This window comes from Oceanobacillus sp. FSL W7-1293 (assembly GCF_037969815.1).
GTDB lineage: Bacteria > Bacillota > Bacilli > Bacillales > Amphibacillaceae > Oceanobacillus > Oceanobacillus oncorhynchi.
Genome location: NZ_CP150212.1, coordinates 2,010,481 through 2,028,894 on the forward strand (window position 1 = coordinate 2,010,481; position 18,414 = coordinate 2,028,894).

General features: G+C 38.6%; 13 protein-coding genes. 7 read left to right on the forward strand and 6 right to left on the reverse strand.

Going from position 1 to position 18,414, the window contains the following annotated elements:
* Positions 1–34 precede the first annotated feature (34 nt).
* Together ileS and MKY65_RS09960 are read right to left on the reverse strand one after the other, a co-directional pair.
* Positions 35–3,112, reverse strand: a complete 3,078-nt coding sequence (gene ileS / locus MKY65_RS09955) for an isoleucine--tRNA ligase (RefSeq protein WP_339184402.1) — start codon at positions 3,110–3,112, stop codon at positions 35–37.
* Between the two features lie 385 nt (positions 3,113–3,497).
* Complete coding sequence (locus tag MKY65_RS09960; RefSeq protein WP_042533564.1) at positions 3,498–3,686, reverse strand: hypothetical protein; 189 nt, start codon at positions 3,684–3,686, stop codon at positions 3,498–3,500.
* Between the two features lie 199 nt (positions 3,687–3,885).
* On the opposite strand from MKY65_RS09960, the gene MKY65_RS09965 reads away from it, so the two are divergent.
* The gene (locus MKY65_RS09965) at positions 3,886–4,818 is read left to right on the forward strand and encodes a D-2-hydroxyacid dehydrogenase (protein WP_339184406.1); all 933 of its coding nucleotides are present in this window, start codon (positions 3,886–3,888) and stop codon (positions 4,816–4,818) included.
* A gap of 167 nt (positions 4,819–4,985) precedes the next feature.
* On the opposite strand, the gene ppdK is transcribed toward MKY65_RS09965, so the two are convergent.
* Positions 4,986–7,592, reverse strand: coding sequence for a pyruvate, phosphate dikinase (gene ppdK / locus MKY65_RS09970; protein ID WP_339184408.1), 2,607 nt, complete (start codon positions 7,590–7,592; stop codon positions 4,986–4,988).
* A 176-nt stretch (positions 7,593–7,768) separates the two neighbouring features.
* Between ppdK and MKY65_RS09975 the strand changes: the two genes are divergently transcribed.
* The 3 genes from MKY65_RS09975 to MKY65_RS09985 all read left to right on the forward strand — a co-directional run bounded on the left by MKY65_RS09975 (position 7,769) and on the right by MKY65_RS09985 (position 12,627).
* Positions 7,769–8,398: a CBS domain-containing protein gene (locus tag MKY65_RS09975; RefSeq protein ID WP_339184410.1), complete on the forward strand. Its 630-nt coding sequence runs from the start codon at positions 7,769–7,771 to the stop codon at positions 8,396–8,398.
* A gap of 19 nt (positions 8,399–8,417) precedes the next feature.
* Positions 8,418–9,230: a pyruvate, water dikinase regulatory protein gene (locus tag MKY65_RS09980; RefSeq protein ID WP_339184412.1), complete on the forward strand. Its 813-nt coding sequence runs from the start codon at positions 8,418–8,420 to the stop codon at positions 9,228–9,230.
* A 325-nt stretch (positions 9,231–9,555) separates the two neighbouring features.
* Positions 9,556–12,627: an ATP-binding protein gene (locus MKY65_RS09985; protein WP_339184414.1), complete on the forward strand. Its 3,072-nt coding sequence runs from the start codon at positions 9,556–9,558 to the stop codon at positions 12,625–12,627.
* Between the two features lie 90 nt (positions 12,628–12,717).
* Here the strand turns inward: MKY65_RS09985 and MKY65_RS09990 are convergent, their stop codons facing one another.
* Positions 12,718–13,647 (reverse strand): hypothetical protein, encoded by a 930-nt coding sequence (locus tag MKY65_RS09990; protein ID WP_339184415.1) that lies wholly within the window; start codon positions 13,645–13,647, stop codon positions 12,718–12,720.
* A 441-nt stretch (positions 13,648–14,088) separates the two neighbouring features.
* Here MKY65_RS09990 and MKY65_RS09995 point away from each other — a divergent pair, with 441 nt between their 5' ends.
* Positions 14,089–14,844: a glucose 1-dehydrogenase gene (locus MKY65_RS09995; RefSeq protein ID WP_339184416.1), complete on the forward strand. Its 756-nt coding sequence runs from the start codon at positions 14,089–14,091 to the stop codon at positions 14,842–14,844.
* Between the two features lie 151 nt (positions 14,845–14,995).
* Here MKY65_RS09995 and MKY65_RS10000 read toward each other — a convergent pair whose 3' ends face one another.
* On the reverse strand, positions 14,996–16,498 hold the full coding sequence (locus MKY65_RS10000; protein ID WP_339184417.1) for an SLC13 family permease: 1,503 nt from the start codon (positions 16,496–16,498) through the stop codon (positions 14,996–14,998).
* A gap of 425 nt (positions 16,499–16,923) precedes the next feature.
* On the opposite strand from MKY65_RS10000, the gene MKY65_RS10005 reads away from it, so the two are divergent.
* Both MKY65_RS10005 and MKY65_RS10010 read left to right on the forward strand, forming a co-directional pair.
* Entirely contained in the window at positions 16,924–17,052 is a 129-nt protein-coding gene (locus MKY65_RS10005) for a hypothetical protein (protein ID WP_339184418.1), read from the forward strand.
* Positions 17,053–17,272: 220 nt separating this feature from the next.
* On the forward strand, positions 17,273–17,905 hold the full coding sequence (locus tag MKY65_RS10010) for a TetR/AcrR family transcriptional regulator (protein ID WP_339184420.1): 633 nt from the start codon (positions 17,273–17,275) through the stop codon (positions 17,903–17,905).
* 95 nt (positions 17,906–18,000) lie between these two features.
* Here MKY65_RS10010 and MKY65_RS10015 read toward each other — a convergent pair whose 3' ends face one another.
* Positions 18,001–18,273, reverse strand: coding sequence for a hypothetical protein (locus tag MKY65_RS10015; protein WP_339184421.1), 273 nt, complete (start codon positions 18,271–18,273; stop codon positions 18,001–18,003).
* Positions 18,274–18,414: the final 141 nt, after the last annotated feature.

Sequence of the window (18,414 nt, forward strand, 5' to 3'; positions counted from 1 at the left end):
AAAAGCAGATCAAAACAATCTGCTTTTTTTCTCACTAATCCTGAATAAATAAAGCTATCTCATATCCTTCCACTTTAAATGACTTCATCTCAGCCTTTTTCTCAAACTGAATCGAATCGAGGATGAGATGCTGATGCACCAGCTTATCAAATTTTGTTAAAATGCTTTGCAAAGCTTCATCCATATGGACGAACAACTGTACACGCTGTTCAACAGGAAGATTCAACTCTTTGCGGTAAGTCTGTACAGCGCGGACAAACTCCCTGACAAAGCCCTCTTCCTTTAATTCCTCGGTTAAACGGATATTCAACAACGTCATAAACGTACTTCCTTCAGCTAACACAAATCCGTCCGCTCCTTTTTTCTCAATCAGTACATCTTCTGTAGTCAAAGTGACTGTTTCCCCAGATTGCAGGGTAAACGGATATTCCTTGTCTGCGATGAATTTTTCTTTATCGGCATTACTTAAAGCTTCTACTTTCTTTTTTAATTCACCGACAGCCTTGCCAACCTTTGGACCAGCTACTGAAAAGTTTAATTTAAGAACGAATTGTAATAGCTGATAATCCAGCTGCTTGAATCGGACATTCTTGACATTCAGCTCTTCTTTGATAATGGAGTTGTAGTTTTCTAATCCAGACAGATCCGTTCTTTCTTTTGACATTACAATCAGTTGGGCTAAAGGGAGCTTTGTTTTCATTTCCACTGCATTACGCAGGGAACGCCCTTGCTCGATAATCTGTAATACGGCGTGCATATCTTTTTCCAGTTCTGTATCAATCTGTGTTTGATCAGATTGAGGGAAATCAGATAAGTGGACACTTAAACCGGTTAAATCAGAGTAAATTTCTTCTGTCATAAACGGTGTGTAAGGAGCCATGATTTGCGACAGCTTTGTCAGAACTTCAAAAAGAGTATGGAATGCTGCCTGCTTATCCTTCGTCATTCCTTCACTCCAGAATCGCTGTCGGGAACGTCTGACATACCAGTTGCTGAGTTCATCGATAAATAATGAAATGGCTCTTGCTCCTTTAGTGATATCATAGGCATCCAAGCTTTGAGTAACCTCTTGAATAACGGAATTCAAACGAGAAAGTACCCATTTATCAAGTGTAGTTGGATGACCGCCAGTATCTTTTTCTGGTTGAAAGTTATCGATTTTGGCATACATTTGATAGAAGGAATACACGTTTAGAAGTGTATCCTGCACTTTTGATTTTGCTTGGCTGACTGTCTTTTTGGAAAAGCGTTTATTATTCCATGGCGAGCTGTCTGCAAGTAAAGCCCATCTGAGTGCGTCTGCGCCAAATTCATTGATTAACTCCATAGGAGATAAAGCATTACCTTTACTTTTAGACATTTTTTGCCCATTTTCATCTAGAATATGCCCTAGTGAAAGTACACGTTTGTACGGCGATTTTCCAGTGAATAAGGTGGATACGGCTAATAAACTGTAGAACCAGCCTCTTGTCTGATCAACTCCTTCGATAACAACATCAGCAGGATATTGGCTTTGGAATAATGCTTCATTTTCAAAAGGGTAATGATACTGAGCAAACGGCATCGAGCCGCTGTCAAACCAGACATCGATTACTTCACTGGTCCGATGCATTTTTCCTCCACAGTCACAAGCAAAATGAATATGATCTACATAAGGCTTATGCAATTCGATATCTTCAGGGATTGAATCGATAGACAGTTTTCTTAATTCTTTGATGGAACCCGGTGATTTTTGGGCATCGCAGGAATCACAGATCCATACGTTAAGCGGTGTTCCCCAGTAACGGTTCCGGCCAATATTCCAATCAACCATATTCTCTAAGAAGTTACCAAATCTGCCATCTTTCATATGAGCAGGAAACCACTCCACCCCTTGATTATTTTCTATCATTTTTTCTTTGACCGCTGTTGTCTTAATAAACCATCCTTCCATAGCATAATAGAGAAGGGGGGTATCACAGCGCCAGCAATGCGGGTAGCTGTGTTCGTACTTTTCTTTATCAAATAGCAGGTTTTTTTCAGCGAGCATTTTGATGATATCTATATCACAGTCCTTCACAAATTTCCCTGCCAGTGGTGTAATTACATCTTTGTACTGTCCTTTTGTATCAACAACATGAACAAAATCAAGATGATTCTCCTGAACCGCTTGATAGTCATCTTCTCCATGTGCCGGTGCTACATGAACAATCCCAGTTCCGCTTGTATCTGTCACAAAATCTGCACCAATCACGACATATCCGTTAAAAACAGTGATAAAATCGAATGGAGGATGGTAGGAGAGACCAATTAAATCCTGTCCTTTGATAATTTCTAAGACGTTATAGTCTTCCTTCATCACATCTTGGACTAATGATTTTGCTGCGATATATATTTCATTTCCCTGCTGCACACGCATATACTCCATTTCCGGATTCACTGCGAGAGCCACATTGGCTGGAAGTGTCCAAGGTGTTGTTGTCCAGCCTAATAGATATTCATTATCTTTTCCTTTTACCTGAAATTTGGCAGTAGCAGATAAATCAGTGACGTCTTTATACCCTTGAGCCACTTCATGAGAACTTAGCGACGTCTCACAATGGGGGCAATAAGGAACAACACGATGACCTTGATATAAATAAGCCTTCTTATGAATGTCAGAAAGGATATGCCAGACCGATTCGATATACGCATTGTTCAGTGTGACATAAGGGTTCTCCATATCTACCCAATATCCAAGCGCATCGGTGAATTGCTTCCACTCATTTTCGTAGGTAAAAACACTTTCTTTACATTTCGCGATAAAGTTCTCCACACCATATTCTTCAATTTGTTCCTTGCCGCGGATATTCAATTGCTTTTCTACTTCCAGTTCAACAGGTAATCCATGGGTATCCCAGCCAGCTTTTCGTAAAACCTGATAGCCTGACATGGTTTTATATCTTGCTACAAAGTCCTTGATGGTTCTGCCTAGAGCATGGCCGGCATGCGGCAATCCGTTAGCTGTCGGCGGTCCTTCGTAAAAAACAAAGGTTTCTTTACCTTCTCTGTTGGAAATAGAGTGCTGGAAAGTATGATCTCTTTCCCATTGGTTTCGAATTCTTAATTCACGAGCTGCACTTGATTCCTTCAATTTTTTTCACCTCATTATCAAAATTAAAAAATCCCGATTCTGCGCAGAGAGAATCGGGAGGCTTACATTCTTCATAAAAATAAAAAAACCAACATAAGCAGTGGTTTTCGGAATGGATTTTCACTACGTACTATCATACGCGTTCTGGATATCGGTAGAATGCCGTCAAAGTTTAATGTACATTTCAACTTTGCTTCTCAGGGAGGATTTTCATTAGCTTTCTTAACGTTGACTTTCAGCACAGGGTCAACTCTCTGTAGATAAGAAGGAGATAATTACTCTTTCCCGTCATCGAATTAGATTTTAAATTAACAACAATAGTAAACGATTAAAAATGAAAAGTCAACCTGCTGGATTTCTTGATTGACAACACTTCTGTGATTCATCATTTTTCATGATTCTTTTTGTTATCAAGTGAAATCTTTAATATCACGACCAGCAGAAAGAAAATAGTTAAATCAAAGAATCCACGTAAGTTCCCAACAGTAAACAGGTTGGCTATAAAAGGGAAAAAGGTTATGACGGCAATGGAAGCTATCATGCAAAATAATACCGTTAAAAAAACATCTTTCATGATTTGTAAACTCCTATATACTTGAATATGAAATGTTCAGTATATCAATATTTACATATATTGACTAGTCCTATTTAACGGGATATATTTTGGATAGAGTATTTCCAAATAAATAACAGAATTATAAAAGTATTATGATGGATATTTTTCAAAAAATAAAATAATCCTCTATAATAAAGAGAGAAGGGAGAAGATTAATATGAACATCCAAAAAATAATTATTGCCAGTCCGTTAATAAAGGAATTAGAAAAACACATAGCACATTATAAGCTGGATAAAGAAATTCGTTACATAACAGAGGACGCTATAACGGAAGAAGACCTGGAATGGGCGGATGCTCTTTGCGGGTTTCAGCTGCGGAAGGATACGGACTACGGCAAAGTGAAATGGGTACATTCTCTAGGCGCCGGTGTCGATGGATTTTTGTATGATCAGAATTGGAATGAAAAAGTATTATTAACACGTACTGTCTGCTCGTTTGGACAGCGCATCGGGGAATATTGCTTAAGCTATATGTTAAGGGATACCCAAGCGCATCAGACGTTTGCAGCCCAGCAAGAAGAGAAGGTCTGGAAGGAATTTTCTCCTATATTATTGAGTGAGAAAACAGCAGTGATTTATGGAACCGGTGAAATCGGCAGTAGGCTGGCAGAGATTCTATCCGGATTTGGAATGAAGGTTTACGGCATTTCTTTAAGCGGAAAGCAGAAGGCACCTTTTAACCAAGTTGCAGCTATTGACTCGCAATTTTCATTTATAAAAGAAGCGGATTATGTAATCAATACATTGCCGTTAACAGAGAAAACAGCAGATTTATTTGATAAACGCTTATTTGATCAAACGGACAATATTGGATTTATCAATGCAGGCAGAGGAAGGTCTGTTGCTGAAGCAGATTTGCTGGCTGCCTTGGAGAAGGAGCAAGTACGGTTTGCTGTACTGGATGTTTTCCATGAAGAACCGTTGCCTGTATCGCATCCATTCTGGGAGCATCCAGCTATTACAATAACACCTCATATATCTGCTGTCACAACGGCAAAAGAAGCAGCGGATTGCTTTGTTGACACGCTGAAAAGAGTGGAAGCAGGGCAGGACTTGGAAAATAAGGTAGATATTCAAAAAGGATATTGAAGCTAATTTTATGCTGGTTCAAATAAGAGAGGGGCTAAGCTGATTTATAATCCGAATTTGACAATGATTCCAAGGAGTTGGTCAGCTTTCCTTCATCTCTACGATAAAAAATAGCAGCACAAACCATGGCTTTGGTCTGTGCTGCTATTTTTTTATAGTATGTTTTTCTATTCTAACACTGCTTGCGCTACAGCTAAACGAGCGGCGGGAATGCGGTATGGTGAACAAGAAACATAATCGATGCCGATTTGTTGGAAGAAAGAAATCGATTCAGGATTGCCGCCAACTTCGCCGCAAATACCGATCATCATGTTTTCTTTCGTTTGTCTTGCTTTGTCGACAGCGAGCTTAATCAATTCGCCGACACCGCTTTGATCCAGAACCTGGAACGGGTCTTGCTGCATAATCTGTTTTTCTTTATAGGCATTGATAAACTTACCGATATCATCGCGAGAAAATCCAAATGTCATTTGAGTTAAATCATTGGTACCGAAGCTGAAGAAATCGGCATTTTCTGCTAATTGGTCAGCGATGATACATGCGCGCGGTAATTCAATCATGGTCCCGATTTCGTAAGGAAAGGGCTCCATTTGATGCTCCTTGAATGTAGCTTCGATGGTTTCCGTTAAAAAGCTTTTAACGTAGTCCAGCTCGGCTTTTTCTGAAATTAAAGGTACCATGATTTCTGGGCAAATCGTCAAGCCTTCTTTTGCTAATTGAATGGCACTATTGAAAATCGCTTTGACTTGCATTTGATAAATAAGTGGTTCAGTGATGCCTAAGCGACAGCCACGATGGCCCAGCATTGGATTGGTTTCTTGTAATTTTTCGATTTGTTTCTCCACAGCAGATGAATGTCTGTTTAGTTGATCAGCCAATGACTTGATTTCATTGGCATCATGCGGCAAAAATTCATGCATTGGCGGATCAAGCAGACGAATCACCATTGGTTTATCTTGAACGGTTTTTAACATTTGATAGAAATCTTCTTGCTGGAAGCTTAGTAATTTATTTAAAGCAAACTGAACTTCCTCTTCATCTTTAGCCAGAATCAAGCGGCGCATTTCCAGCACACGCTCTTCCCCAAAAAACATATGCTCTGTTCGGGCTAAACCAATTCCTGTTGCGCCAAAATCAATCGCTGTTTGTAAGTCTTGTAATGTTTCAGCGTTCGCACGAACCTTCAACTCAGCGCATTCGTCTGCCCAAGTAAGTAATTGCTGCAAGCTCTGATCGTTTTCAGGAACAATCGTCGGGATTTCACCTAAATATAAGCTTCCTGTACTGCCGTCAACAGAAATCATATCGCCTTCCGTCAGGGTATGGTTACCACATAATACAGTTTTGGCGCTTTCATTGACTGTTAATGCTTCACAGCCGGTGACACAGCAAGTACCCATTCCTCTGGCAACAACGGCTGCATGCGACGTCATCCCGCCACGGCTGGTAACAATTGCTTCACTGACCACCATGCCTTCAATATCTTCTGGTGAGGTTTCTTGACGGACCAGAATTACTTTTTTTCCTAAAGCAGTGTATTCTTTTGCTTTATCAGCTGTAAAGACGATTGATCCCGTTGCTGCGCCTGGACTGGCAGGTAAACCTGTTGCGAAAGCATCCACTGCTGTCAGTTTTTCGGTATCAAAGACCGGATGAATCAATTGATCGATGACATCAGGAGAGACGCGCATAATTGCTTCTTCTTTTGAAATTAAACCATCAGCTGCTAAATCCAAAGCGATTTTCAAGGTAGCTTTAGCGGTGCGCTTTCCATTTCTGGTCTGCAGAATATACAGCTTGCCATTTTCGATTGTAAATTCGATATCCTGCATATCCTTATAGTGCTGCTCCAGTTTGTGAGAATGTTTAATAAAATCATTATAAGCTTCTGGCAAAATGGTTTGCAGAGATTCAATCGGCTCCGGTGTACGAATTCCTGCAACGACATCCTCACCTTGGGCATTGATTAGAAATTCACCAAATAATTTATTATCACCGAGAGAAGGGTTGCGAGTGAAGACCACTCCTGTTCCGCTTTCCTCACCGCTGTTGCCAAAGACCATTGACTGGACATTAACAGCTGTTCCTAAATGATGAGGAATATGGTGCAGGTCGCGATATACTTTCGCCCGCTGGTTATTCCAGGATTTGAAAACAGCCTTCGTTGCTTCAAATAATTGCTCCATTGGATCCTGTGGAAAGGCTACTTTATTCTTAGAGAACAAATTCTTATACAATTCAATCAATTCTATATGCTCTGCTTCGCTAAAATCAGTTACTTTTTTATTCAAACGCTTCTCTGTTTGATGCAGCAATACATTGAATTGTTCTTTATGGATTCCGTAAACGACATCACCGAACATTTGCAAGAGACGGCGGTAGCAGTCATAGGCAAAGTTCACATTGGTCAATTTGGCAAAATCTTGAACTCTATGATCATTTAAGCCAAGGTTTAAAATGGTGTCCATCATGCCGGGCATGGAAAAGGCAGCGCCGCTTCGAACAGAAACTAATAGAATATTTTCAGTAGATGTAAAAGATTTCCCTGTTTCTGACTCTAAATTTTGAATCGCTTTCAAAACTTCTGCTTTTAATTGCTCTTCAAAAAAGGAAGCATCTGCTAAATAATTCATACAACATTCTGTAGTAATCGTAAAGCCCTCAGGTACAGGTAATCCCAAATGAGTCATTTCTGCAAGATTGGCTCCTTTGCCGCCCAGCAATTCTTTGTTCCCGCTTCGTCCTTCATCAAATGTATAAATTAATTTTTCCATGAGAAACCTCCAATGATTTAATTGTGTGTCACATTTATTTAATAATCATCATATATGACAAAAATATGTGTGTCAATACATAAATATGTGATTATTAGTTTAAAATATTCATTAATATGTGTATAATGAAAACATAATAATAACATTGTTTGATAGCTTTCTTTGGAGGTCCAAGTATGAAATTAAGTGAAAGACAAGAACAAATCATCCAATTAGTAAAAGATTATCAGCCGGTCAGCGGGGAAAAAATATCTGAGCTGTTAGATGTTTCTAGAGCTACGTTACGTTCAGATTTATCGTTTTTGACATTAGCAGGTATTTTACAAGCTACACCTAAAATCGGCTATACGTATTCAGGTTCGGATTTAGAAGCCTTTTTCTTTTTTAAGACCTTTGATACGAAAATCGATGAAATTATGATTCCACCCTTAGTGATTAACCAAAATACATCGATTCGAGATGCCATCACTAATTTGTTTATTTATGATGTTGGTTCCCTGTACGTGGTGGATGAAGAAAAACTTCTCGTGGGTGTTTTATCCAGGAAGGATTTATTAAGGGCATCATTAAATTCAGATATTGATAATACGCCAGTTGTAGTGTGTATGACACGAATGCCGCATATTAAAGTCTGTCAAAAAAATATCAATATACTGGAAGCAGCCACTATCTTACAGGATTTTGAAGTTGATTCACTGCCAGTCGTTGAAGAGGAAAATCACAAAAAAGTGATTGGTAAAATTACGAAGTCTCGAATACTTAATTACATTACGCAGCAAGCCAGAAATGCAGAATTAAATAAATAAAAGGGGATATCCATCTATTATGAAAAATGAAATCATCATCTACTCTATTTCTGATTCACTCGGAGAAACATCACAAAAGTTACTAACAGCCGTCAGTGCACAATATCCGGATTTGAATTTTAATAAAAGCTATCGCTTTCCATTAGTAAATCGAGAAGAGGAGTTATTGGGAATTTTGCAGGATGCCTTAAAGGATAAAGCGATTGTTGTTAGCACCTTAGTTAATCATCGTCTAGCTGAAACTGCCCGAAATTTCAGTCATCAGACAGGTCTCATGTATTTAGATTTAATGCATCCATTTTTTGAAATGATTCAAGCAAGAACCGGTTCGAGTCCCATTGAAGAACCTGGAACAGTTCATAAATTAGATACGGAATACTTTAACCGCATCGCAGCTATTGAATTTGCGGTGAAATATGATGATGGCAAGAACCCGCAAGGCTTTATAGATTCCGATTTAGTCTTGTTAGGTGTATCACGAACCTCAAAGACACCATTAAGTATGTATTTAGCGAATAAAGGGTATAAAGTTTCCAATTTACCTCTGATTCCGGAGGTTCCCTTACCACAGATACTGGAAGATGTAGATCCGCATAAGCTGGTGGGGTTAGTTTGCCATCCAGATAATTTATCTAGAATTAGAAGTAATCGATTAGATTCATTAGGTTTAAATCATTCAACGAGTTATACCGATTTAGAAAAAATATATAACGAACTCGACTACTCACAACAGGTTTTCAAACGATTTGGTATTTTTACGATTGATGTGACAGATAAATCGATTGAAGAAACAGCGTATGTGATTGAAGAACATTTTAAAGAAATGGAATAAAATAATCTTTTTATGGTATGTATTTATATGAGTGACAACTGTCTTTTATAAAATAGGGAATAGGTATTTTTCATGACTTTATATTCATTCTGCAGGGTTTTATGTAGTATTATTTGCTATAATACTAGAAAAAGAGAGAATCTTGTTAATATACCATGCTTTTTATGATAGATTTTATTCTAAAAAATATAAAAGAATTGGCCAAGTCGTGAAGTGAGATGTTCTGGAATGGAGCAATCTTCCTGTCTTTCAGCACCCCTCAATGGGTGCTGATTCTTATAAAGAAGGCTGTTCTTTAACAAATAACGGCAGGGCGGTCGCTGCGATGAAAAATAAGAATACCTATACATACTTCAAGGTTTTTGCCATTTTATTATTATTTTTTACGTGCCTGATCAGTTTTCGATTCATGTGGATTAATTACCATAACAAAGGAGAGCAGCCTGTAATCACAGAGGGCGTGCTTGATTTAACAGATTGGGATTTTTCTGACAAAGAGACGATTTCTTTAAATGGGGAGTGGATTTTTTATCCCAATCAATTCATAGATATAACAGGTATATCTGATGCGGTGGACTCCACATTGATTCAGGTTCCTGGTGATTGGCGAAATGAGCTGAGGATGGTTAATGCAAATCAGGAAAACAGCTTGGGATATGGCAGTTATTATTTGAAGGTGCTGCTGCCGGATGCGAGTCCTCCTTTTCTCGGTCTGCGTCTGAATAACATACATACGGCAGTTAATATCAGGGTAAATGATCAGCTTGTAGAATCGGTGAATTACCCAACTGCCGAGAAAACGGAACAGTCACATATTCGCGGACCGATTACCAGTCTGTTTTATGCGGATCCGGATAAGCGTGAACTGGAAATTATCTTGCAAGTTTCGAATCATGAGCTTCCGTTTGCAGGTGGAGTCGATCAGACGGTTTCTTTTGGAACGGCAGAAGCTGTCAATCAGGAAACCAATCTGTCCCGCTTCCTTCAGTTAACCGTTATTATCATTCTATTCTTGCATGCCCTGTATGCTTTTGCCATTTTCCTTATGAATAAAGGGAAGCAGCAAACCGAATTAGTTTATTTTGGGTTCATGTCATTCTTGATTGCTGTAGGGAATTTATTAGACGATGAAGTATTTGTTCAATTGCCGTTTAGTGCAGATGTCTCCTTCCGGCTGCTGGTCGCCATCTATATTCTGGTGTTATTTGTCTTGATTAAATTTATTCAGCATTTGTATCAAATGCATCAGAAGTTTATCAAGGTGTTAGGCGTTATTGCTATCGTGATGGCGGTATTGACCTTGACTGTTTTTTCACTGGAGCATTTTACCGTTTTATCGATGCTGTTGTTTGTATATGATGCTGTTGCTATTGCTTATCTGTTTATCATTACACTCAGGCAAATTGTTCGCGGAGATAAGAACGGGATTCTGATTTTACTCTTGATATGCAGCTATACCTCTAATGTAGTGTGGGGAGCGGCAATACAAACAGGTCAAATAGACTTTCCTTTTTATCCCTTTGATTTTTTTGTGCCCATTGTTATCATCGCTATTCTATTAATTAAACGTCATATTCAATTGACACAGCTGAGTGAAGAGCAGGCAGTGAGATTAATTGAAGAGGATAAGAAAAAGGACCAATTCTTAGCGAATACGTCTCATGAGATTCGCAATCCTTTACATGGAATGGTGAATATTGCCCAATCGGTTATTAATCAACATGGGGACAGCTTAACTCCTGAGACGGTCAATAATTTACAGCTTTTAGCTCAAATTGGCCATCGATTAACATTTACTTTAAATGATATTCTGGATATTACAAGACTAAAAGAGCGGAAGATTCCGTTACAAAAAGAGAATCTTTCATTGCATTCTATTACAGACGGTGTCATCGAGATGGTGCAATTTACCTCCCCAAAAAAGTCCATTACCGTACATAATGAAATTGAGTTGGATTTTCCTCCTCTATATGCAGATGAAAATCGGCTGATTCGAATTTTGTTTAATCTGATTCATAATGCAGTGAAATATACAGAACGGGGCAAGGTTATTGTTTCTGCTGCAGAGCAGGAAGATATGGCTGTTATTACGATTCAGGATACAGGAGCCGGGATCGCTCCGGATGCTTTGGAACGAATCTTTCTTCCTTATGAAAAACTCAGTAAGTCTGATGTAGATAGCGGGGGAATCGGGTTAGGGTTAAATATCTGCAGACAATTGGTTGAGCTCCATGGCGGTGAAATGAATGTGGATTCTGAACTGGGCAAAGGAACGTCCTTTTCTTTTAGTATGCCTTTAGGCTCAATGGCAGGTATAAATTTGGTACAGTCAGAGAGTGGGAGACAAGGCAGCATTTATGATGACTCTGCCATTCATACCATGGGATGGCATGATAAAAATTCCGCAACAGGCAAGCTTTTTCTGCTGGTTGTGGATGATGATCCTGTTAATTTAAAAGTAATGCAAAATCTTTTAGAACCGGATTATCAGCTGCATTGTACAACGGATCCGGAGGCAGTTATAGAGTGGCTGGAGAGGCAATCCTATGATTTGGTCATCTCGGATGTGATGATGTCGCCGTTTTCCGGCTATGAATTAACGAAACGTATTAGAGAACGCTTTAGTCTTTCCGAATTACCTGTCCTATTATTAACGGCTCGTAATCAAACGGAGGATATTTATACTGGTTTTATATCCGGTGCAAATGATTATATCGCCAAGCCAGTCGAAGCGTTAGAATTACAAGCCCGGGTCAAGGCATTAACAGATTTAAGCCATTCTATTGATGAACAATTGCGGATGGAAGCGGCTTGGTTACAAGCTCAAATCAAACCGCATTTTATGTTTAATACTTTGAATGCCATTGCTGCCTTAAGCAATATAGATATTGACCGGATGATGAATCTGCTGAATGAATTTGGCAGATACCTTTCCAGAAGCTTCCATAGCAATAATACAAAGCCGTTAGTATCGCTGGAGGAAGAGCTGGAGTTAGTAGATTCCTATATTTATATCATGCAGCAGCGATTTATGGAGAAGCTGACCGTGCATAAGGATTTTGATGACGTTCAGGATATCTTTGTACCGCCGCTGTCCATCCAGACAATCGTGGAAAATGCAATCAATCATGGGATTATCTCCCAAAATAAACCAGGTACACTGTGGCTGCAAGGGAAACAATTAGCAGATGGTTACCACATTAAAATTATCGATGATGGAGCAGGGATGGAAGCAGAAGTATTGGCCGGATTATTAAATAAAGAGGAAGAAAAAGAGGGCGTGGGTTTACTGAATACGAATCAGAGATGGAAAAAGCTTTTTGGACACGGAATGAATATTAAAAGTACAGCAGGAGAGGGGACAGAGGTGACGCTGTGGATTCCTAAAAATAAATAATACAAAATAGGATAAGTCCCCTCTAGCGCACTGTGCAAATAGAGGTGACTTATCCTATTTTGGAGCTGTGACAGTGTTTGTGTTATTCTCTTATAACATTTGGTTATTTTCTTTTATAGTAAGCTTTCTAATGAACATAAAAATTCCTTTTCCTACTTTAAGCAGGATATACCCGGGAATCCATCCAAACAGAATAATAATAATCTCCGTCGCAAAAATAAAGATATCTAACGGCGGAATGTCAGCGAATATCGAGATAATCCATACAGGAATACTGTGGCCTGCAAAGAGGACAGCGAAATAAATGAACGGGAGAAACCATTTCGTATAAGCCCTCCAAAAAACAGTAATAATCGGCAGCAGTATGTTGATACCATACACGCCAATAACAAATAATAACCCCATTTCCCAAAAGGTATTATCGTCAGCGACAGGCTGCCAGGGAAGTACAGTTAAACCAAGAATGAATGCATAAGCTAACAAAAGTATTCCTATTCGAATTTCCCATTTTCTTGTCTTTTTTCTCAATGAAATTTCAGGTTTTTTCTCATCGGGCTCCCATGGGTGAAAAGGATTCTTATATATTTTTCTTCCTATTTTTTGATGGAATTTCTCCCCATTCCATGGTTCTCCTTTGAGCTGGTTAAAGTCCGTATGATATTTTTGACGTTCTAAAAGGGCAGGACGGAGATCATCATCTGTTTGAAATAATGGCGATCCTTTATCCTGAAAACGGGCTGTCCAATCGTAAAATTCTTCTTCATTAAAAAATTCTCTCATATAATATTGATCGTCTTTGTATTTAAAAACCATAAGTTTTCCTGCATAATACAATTTTTTATTAGAGGAAGATTCTTTGATACTATTTCCTATAATGACTTCCCAGACAGAATCAAATAAGATGGATGTTTCTTCTCTTTGTCCGGTCTTATGGTCAATAGCGGTTTGGAAATACCCTTTTTCATTTAATTCATAGTAAATTTCATATCTTTCGATGTATTTTTTCTGCAGCATAAACATAGCAAAAGTCAGGCCGGATATAAAGCTGATAACAGCAAAAATGCTTACAAGTATCCAGTTAATGGGTTGTAAAAATAGAAAATAGATTCCGCCTCCTGTGAAAATAAGACAAATAATAAGAGCAATCGTGGTTATGCGACGGAGCGCATCATTTGTTTCTGAGGGAGGCTGATTTGTATCTTTGATTGGTTTATGTAGGTTGTTTTCGATATAGATTCCCTCCTTTGGTTCTTCTTCTAATCAGTTTATTTTATTACAGCCTATGTTTGATAACATGTTACCACATCCAGATTTTGTTATAAATAAAAAAGAGATGTACAACAATGAATTTTTGGAATATATTTGAAAACTATTTTGTCTGTTTAAATATATAAAGGAAGGGAAAAAATACAAAGTAAGCAAATTTTATGATTTGTTTATTGATTTCAAGGAGGGGTTAAGATGAGAGTGCAGGACAAAGTTACGCTGATTACTGGAGCTGGTACCGGAATTGGAAAAGAAACAGCTCATTTATTTGCAAAAGAAGGCGCAAAGCTTATTTTGACTGATGTAAATGTTGAAGGTGTCAAAGAAACAGAAAAGGAAGTCAACGAGCTTGGAGCAGAAGCTATTTCGATAAAGCATGATGTCAGTAAAGAAGCGGATTGGCAAGAGGTTGTTAAAAAGGGTGTTGACCAATTTGGAACCATTGATGTCTTGTTCAACAACGCAGGGATATATATTATCAAGCCAATCACGGAAATTGAATTAGATACATGGAATAAATTAATGAATATCAATGTGACAGGCACATTCTTAGGGATGAAGCATGTATTGCCTGTGATGCAGAAGCAAAAAAGTGGTTCAATCATTAATGCTTCCTCTGTTGCAGGACTTGGTGGAGCGCCTGGACATGCATTATACGGTGCAAGTAAAGGTGCAGTCCGTATTATGAGTAAGGACGTTGCGATGGAAGTTGCCAAGGATCAGATTCGTGTGAATTCGATTCATCCAGGTTATATTGACACACAGATGGCGGATTATGGAGCAGAGCAGCAAGGGAAGACCGCAGATGAAGTTGGGAATACTTATCCGCTTGGACGTTTAGGAAAACGGGCTGAAGTGGCAAAAACAGTGTTGTTCTTAGCATCAGATGATTCTTCGTATACGACAGGTGCTGAGTTTCCGATTGATGGCGGGTCTACCAGCTCGCTTTAGCAGCATGACTTAAGAGGAAAACCTTGAATCACAGTTCACTAAAAATAACTTAAAATGGTTCCAATTATCCTAATTAGATAATCGGAACCATTTTATTTTGGTTTATTATCATTAGCTGATTAGCGTATAGAGTGTTGTATTTCCACTTATCTTATAAACTGAAAACAATTGGCATCCAGAAGTATACGGCGGCAGTGATGACCACAACGGATATGAGGTTCAGCCATACACCAGCTTTAGCCATGTCGGAAACTTCTAAATACCCAGCGCTGAACACTGCTGTGTTCGGCGGGGTAGCAACAGGAAGCATATAACAAGATCCTGCAGATAATGCTGCGGCTGCCATAAGCGGAAGCGGATCAATTCCAATAGCAATCCCGAGGCCGACAGTCAGCGGCAGGATTAAATTGGAGACAGCGGTATTTGAAAGAATTTCGGTAATGCTGAGTACAAACACAACAAGTAACAGTATTACAAAGATATATTGCATGCCTTGAAGCATCTGCAGGACTTCTCCGATAGAATCATTCAATCCTGATTCACTAAATGCTGTTGCGATTGACATGCCGCCCCCGAAAAGAATAAGAATTCCCCAAGGCAATTCCGTTGTGTCTTTCCATTCGAGGATGCGTTCAGCTTTATTTGAACTTGGCAGGAAGAATAAGAGTGCTGCTCCAAAGATAGAAATGGTCGCATCATCCAAATTGTCAAAAAACGCACTAATACTTTCAGGCATGAATCCAATGCTGGAAACAAATGGAGAAATAATCCATAACATGACAGTAATCAGGAAGACAATACCAACCTTTATTTCGTCCGACGTGAGCTTGCCAAGCTTATGAAGTTCATCTTTTACGAAGCTTAATGCACCATCGGCTTCTTCTGAGGATTTCACTTTAAATTTAACCTTTGTAAGATAAAAATATAAGATAACTAACAGGATAATTGCAATTGGTCCTGTGAAGAACAGCCACTCTGCAAAGGTAACTGTCCGGTCAAGCTGTGAGGATGCAATTCCAGCCAAGAGAGCATTTGGTACGGCAGATACCAGTGTGGCAAGACCGCCAATTGTAGCTGCATAGGCTACAGCGAGTAAGATGCCTTTTGAAAAAAAATCAAAGTTTTGCCCCTTAAGTATTTCTTTATCCTTCACTTCATCAATGAGTGCGATAGCCACCGGCAGCATCATCAAAGCTGTGGCAGCATTGGAAACGAACATGGAGATTCCTGCTGTGGCAATCAGAATTCCCAGGATCATCCGATTGCTTTTTGTTCCAATCATTTTAATAATATTGAGCGCAATACGCCGATGCAGATTCCACTTTTGTATGGCCAGGGCAATGACAAAACCGCCTCCATACATAAAGATGACGGAGCTGCCGTAAGCCGGTGCTACGGTATCGATATCCACACCATGAAAAGCAGGAAACAGGACAAGCGGCAATACGGAAGTTGCAGCCATTGGGACAGGTTCTGTCACCCAGAAAGTAGCGACTAGCAATGTTACTCCCAGTACTACCTTCTGTTCATGCGGTAAAACGTTTTCAGGAATAAGGAAATAAACGAGTGCAAATAATACTGGTCCCAGGATGAGTCCGACCCAGTTGCGTATTGTATAATGGGGTTTATTTTCTTGATTTTCTTTAGATTTCATTGTGCGGGCCCCCCTATGCTTTAGTAAAGCTTGATTGTCCCATTTTTTAGTAATATTTATCCTTATATCTGGATAGAAGGCTTGCTAAATATGTAAATTCACCTCAAATATCCCAACAATAAAATAGCAAATGGGTTACTGGTTTTTCTTGTAATACTATTCCCAGCAGATTTATTGATAAAACTTAATAAAAGACAGGTTTATTATGAAATACAGTATAATAATGCTATGTTTGTAATAGAATTTGATAAAATGACATGAATAGCTTACTTTATGGAAAGGCGGATAATCATGGAGATTATAAAAAGATACGGGACTCTTATTCTATCCACTATCCTGACGATAGCGGGCTATTCCAAGCTGAAAACCAGCGTTAGCGGTGGGGATAAGGAGCAAATAATTATTTGGCCACTACTGGAGGCACGATGGATTCGGCACAATTCAATATGATTCAACAAGGGTATATTGCAGCCAATATTGTTATAGGCGAAGCATTGCTTGTAATAGGGCTGGGATTTCTTTGTTTATCATATTTTAAAGGAAATCAGAGCTGACTGATAATAGACGGACTTTTATTTAAAGATATAACCAAACTTTTTCAAAATCTCTATCTCATGTAACGACTATTTTTAATCGTAAAATATAATTCTCAACATATTGCAGCAACCAAGCTGCGAATAAAGTTATCAAATCATCCCATTATTCATGACAAACCAGTTACTTATCCGATATAGTATAGATAGATATGTCTAACGTGATAAGAGGCGAGTTAAAATGGAAAACAATGAACCAAAATTAACGAAAAAACAAATCGCAATATTAGAAGCTGCAACGGATTTATTTGCAGAAAAAGGGTATGCAGGCACATCAACGAGTGAAATTGCCACGAAAGCAGAGGTGGCAGAAGGAACGATTTTTAAGCATTTTAAATCGAAAAAAGGGCTGCTGATGGCGGTTGTTTCGCCAATGATGGTGAAATGGCTTGCTCCCATGATAAAAAAAGATCTGAATAAGGTGCTTGATCAGGAATTTGAATATATTCAAGATTTTATTCGGGCGATGATTGAGAATCGAAAAGAATTTATTCAAAAAAATTTACCGATGTTAAAGATTTTAGTACAAGAAATTCCATTTCATCCCGATTTAAAAGAAAAGTTTATTGAATATGTAGGGAATGATATTTTTGATAAACTGAGGGAAATCGTCACGTATTATCAAGACAAAGGACAGCTGGCTGACATGAAGACAGACACAATTATACGCACGGTTGCTACATCGATTTTATCGTATATTGTGGCACGTTATGTGTTTCTTCCGGAAATAAATTGGGATGAAGAAGAAATAGAGACAGAAAGAATTATTCAAATATTGGAAAGCGGGATTATACAGACAAACAGCGGGCAATAGGTATGCGTTTCTTTTATCAAAAGATTCCTCAGATCTTCACATTAACGGAAAGGTCAGGGGAATCTTTTTGCATTTTATTAAAATAAATGATTCGACTACCGTCTTCTGCGCTTTTCTTTTATCGGATAGAGAATATAATAAAAAATCGTCCCTGTGAAAAAGGAGAGAATACATCCTAATAAAGATATTTGAGAGTAAAAACCGCCTTGACTCGTCTCCATTTCAAATAAGCCGGAACCAAAGATAGAAGCATGCTGAGGCAGACCTAACAGATGAAGCAACGTTAGAATAAGTGGTGCGCAAAGTATAATAAGGACATAAATCATTACAAAGCAGAAACCAGATAAGATACTTTGGAATATTTTCATGATACATCACCTTCCTCCAATACATCATTCATCGTTATTTACGGTTGCCTTACTATGTTATACCCTAAAAATCATTATTTACATCATTTGTGTAGGGTATGAAGGATTTGTCAGGATAAACAAAATGCCCGCAAAATTGAA

Excerpts from the sequence above, each read along its gene's own strand:
- MKY65_RS09960 (WP_042533564.1), bottom strand. The coding sequence starts at position 3,686 with ATGAAAGATGTTTTTTTAACGGTATTATTTTGCATGATAGCTTCCATT.
- MKY65_RS09965 (WP_339184406.1), top strand. The coding sequence starts at position 3,886 with ATGAACATCCAAAAAATAATTATTGCCAGTCCGTTAATAAAGGAATTA.
- ppdK (WP_339184408.1), bottom strand. The coding sequence starts at position 7,592 with ATGGAAAAATTAATTTATACATTTGATGAAGGACGAAGCGGGAACAAA.
- MKY65_RS09975 (WP_339184410.1), top strand. The coding sequence starts at position 7,769 with ATGAAATTAAGTGAAAGACAAGAACAAATCATCCAATTAGTAAAAGAT.
- MKY65_RS09980 (WP_339184412.1), top strand. The coding sequence starts at position 8,418 with ATGAAAAATGAAATCATCATCTACTCTATTTCTGATTCACTCGGAGAA.
- MKY65_RS09985 (WP_339184414.1), top strand. The coding sequence starts at position 9,556 with ATGAAAAATAAGAATACCTATACATACTTCAAGGTTTTTGCCATTTTA.
- MKY65_RS09990 (WP_339184415.1), bottom strand. The coding sequence starts at position 13,647 with ATGTTTATGCTGCAGAAAAAATACATCGAAAGATATGAAATTTACTAT.
- MKY65_RS09995 (WP_339184416.1), top strand. The coding sequence starts at position 14,089 with ATGAGAGTGCAGGACAAAGTTACGCTGATTACTGGAGCTGGTACCGGA.
- MKY65_RS10000 (WP_339184417.1), bottom strand. The coding sequence starts at position 16,498 with ATGAAATCTAAAGAAAATCAAGAAAATAAACCCCATTATACAATACGC.
- MKY65_RS10005 (WP_339184418.1), top strand. The coding sequence starts at position 16,924 with ATGGATTCGGCACAATTCAATATGATTCAACAAGGGTATATTGCAGCC.
- MKY65_RS10010 (WP_339184420.1), top strand. The coding sequence starts at position 17,273 with ATGGAAAACAATGAACCAAAATTAACGAAAAAACAAATCGCAATATTA.
- MKY65_RS10015 (WP_339184421.1), bottom strand. The coding sequence starts at position 18,273 with ATGAAAATATTCCAAAGTATCTTATCTGGTTTCTGCTTTGTAATGATT.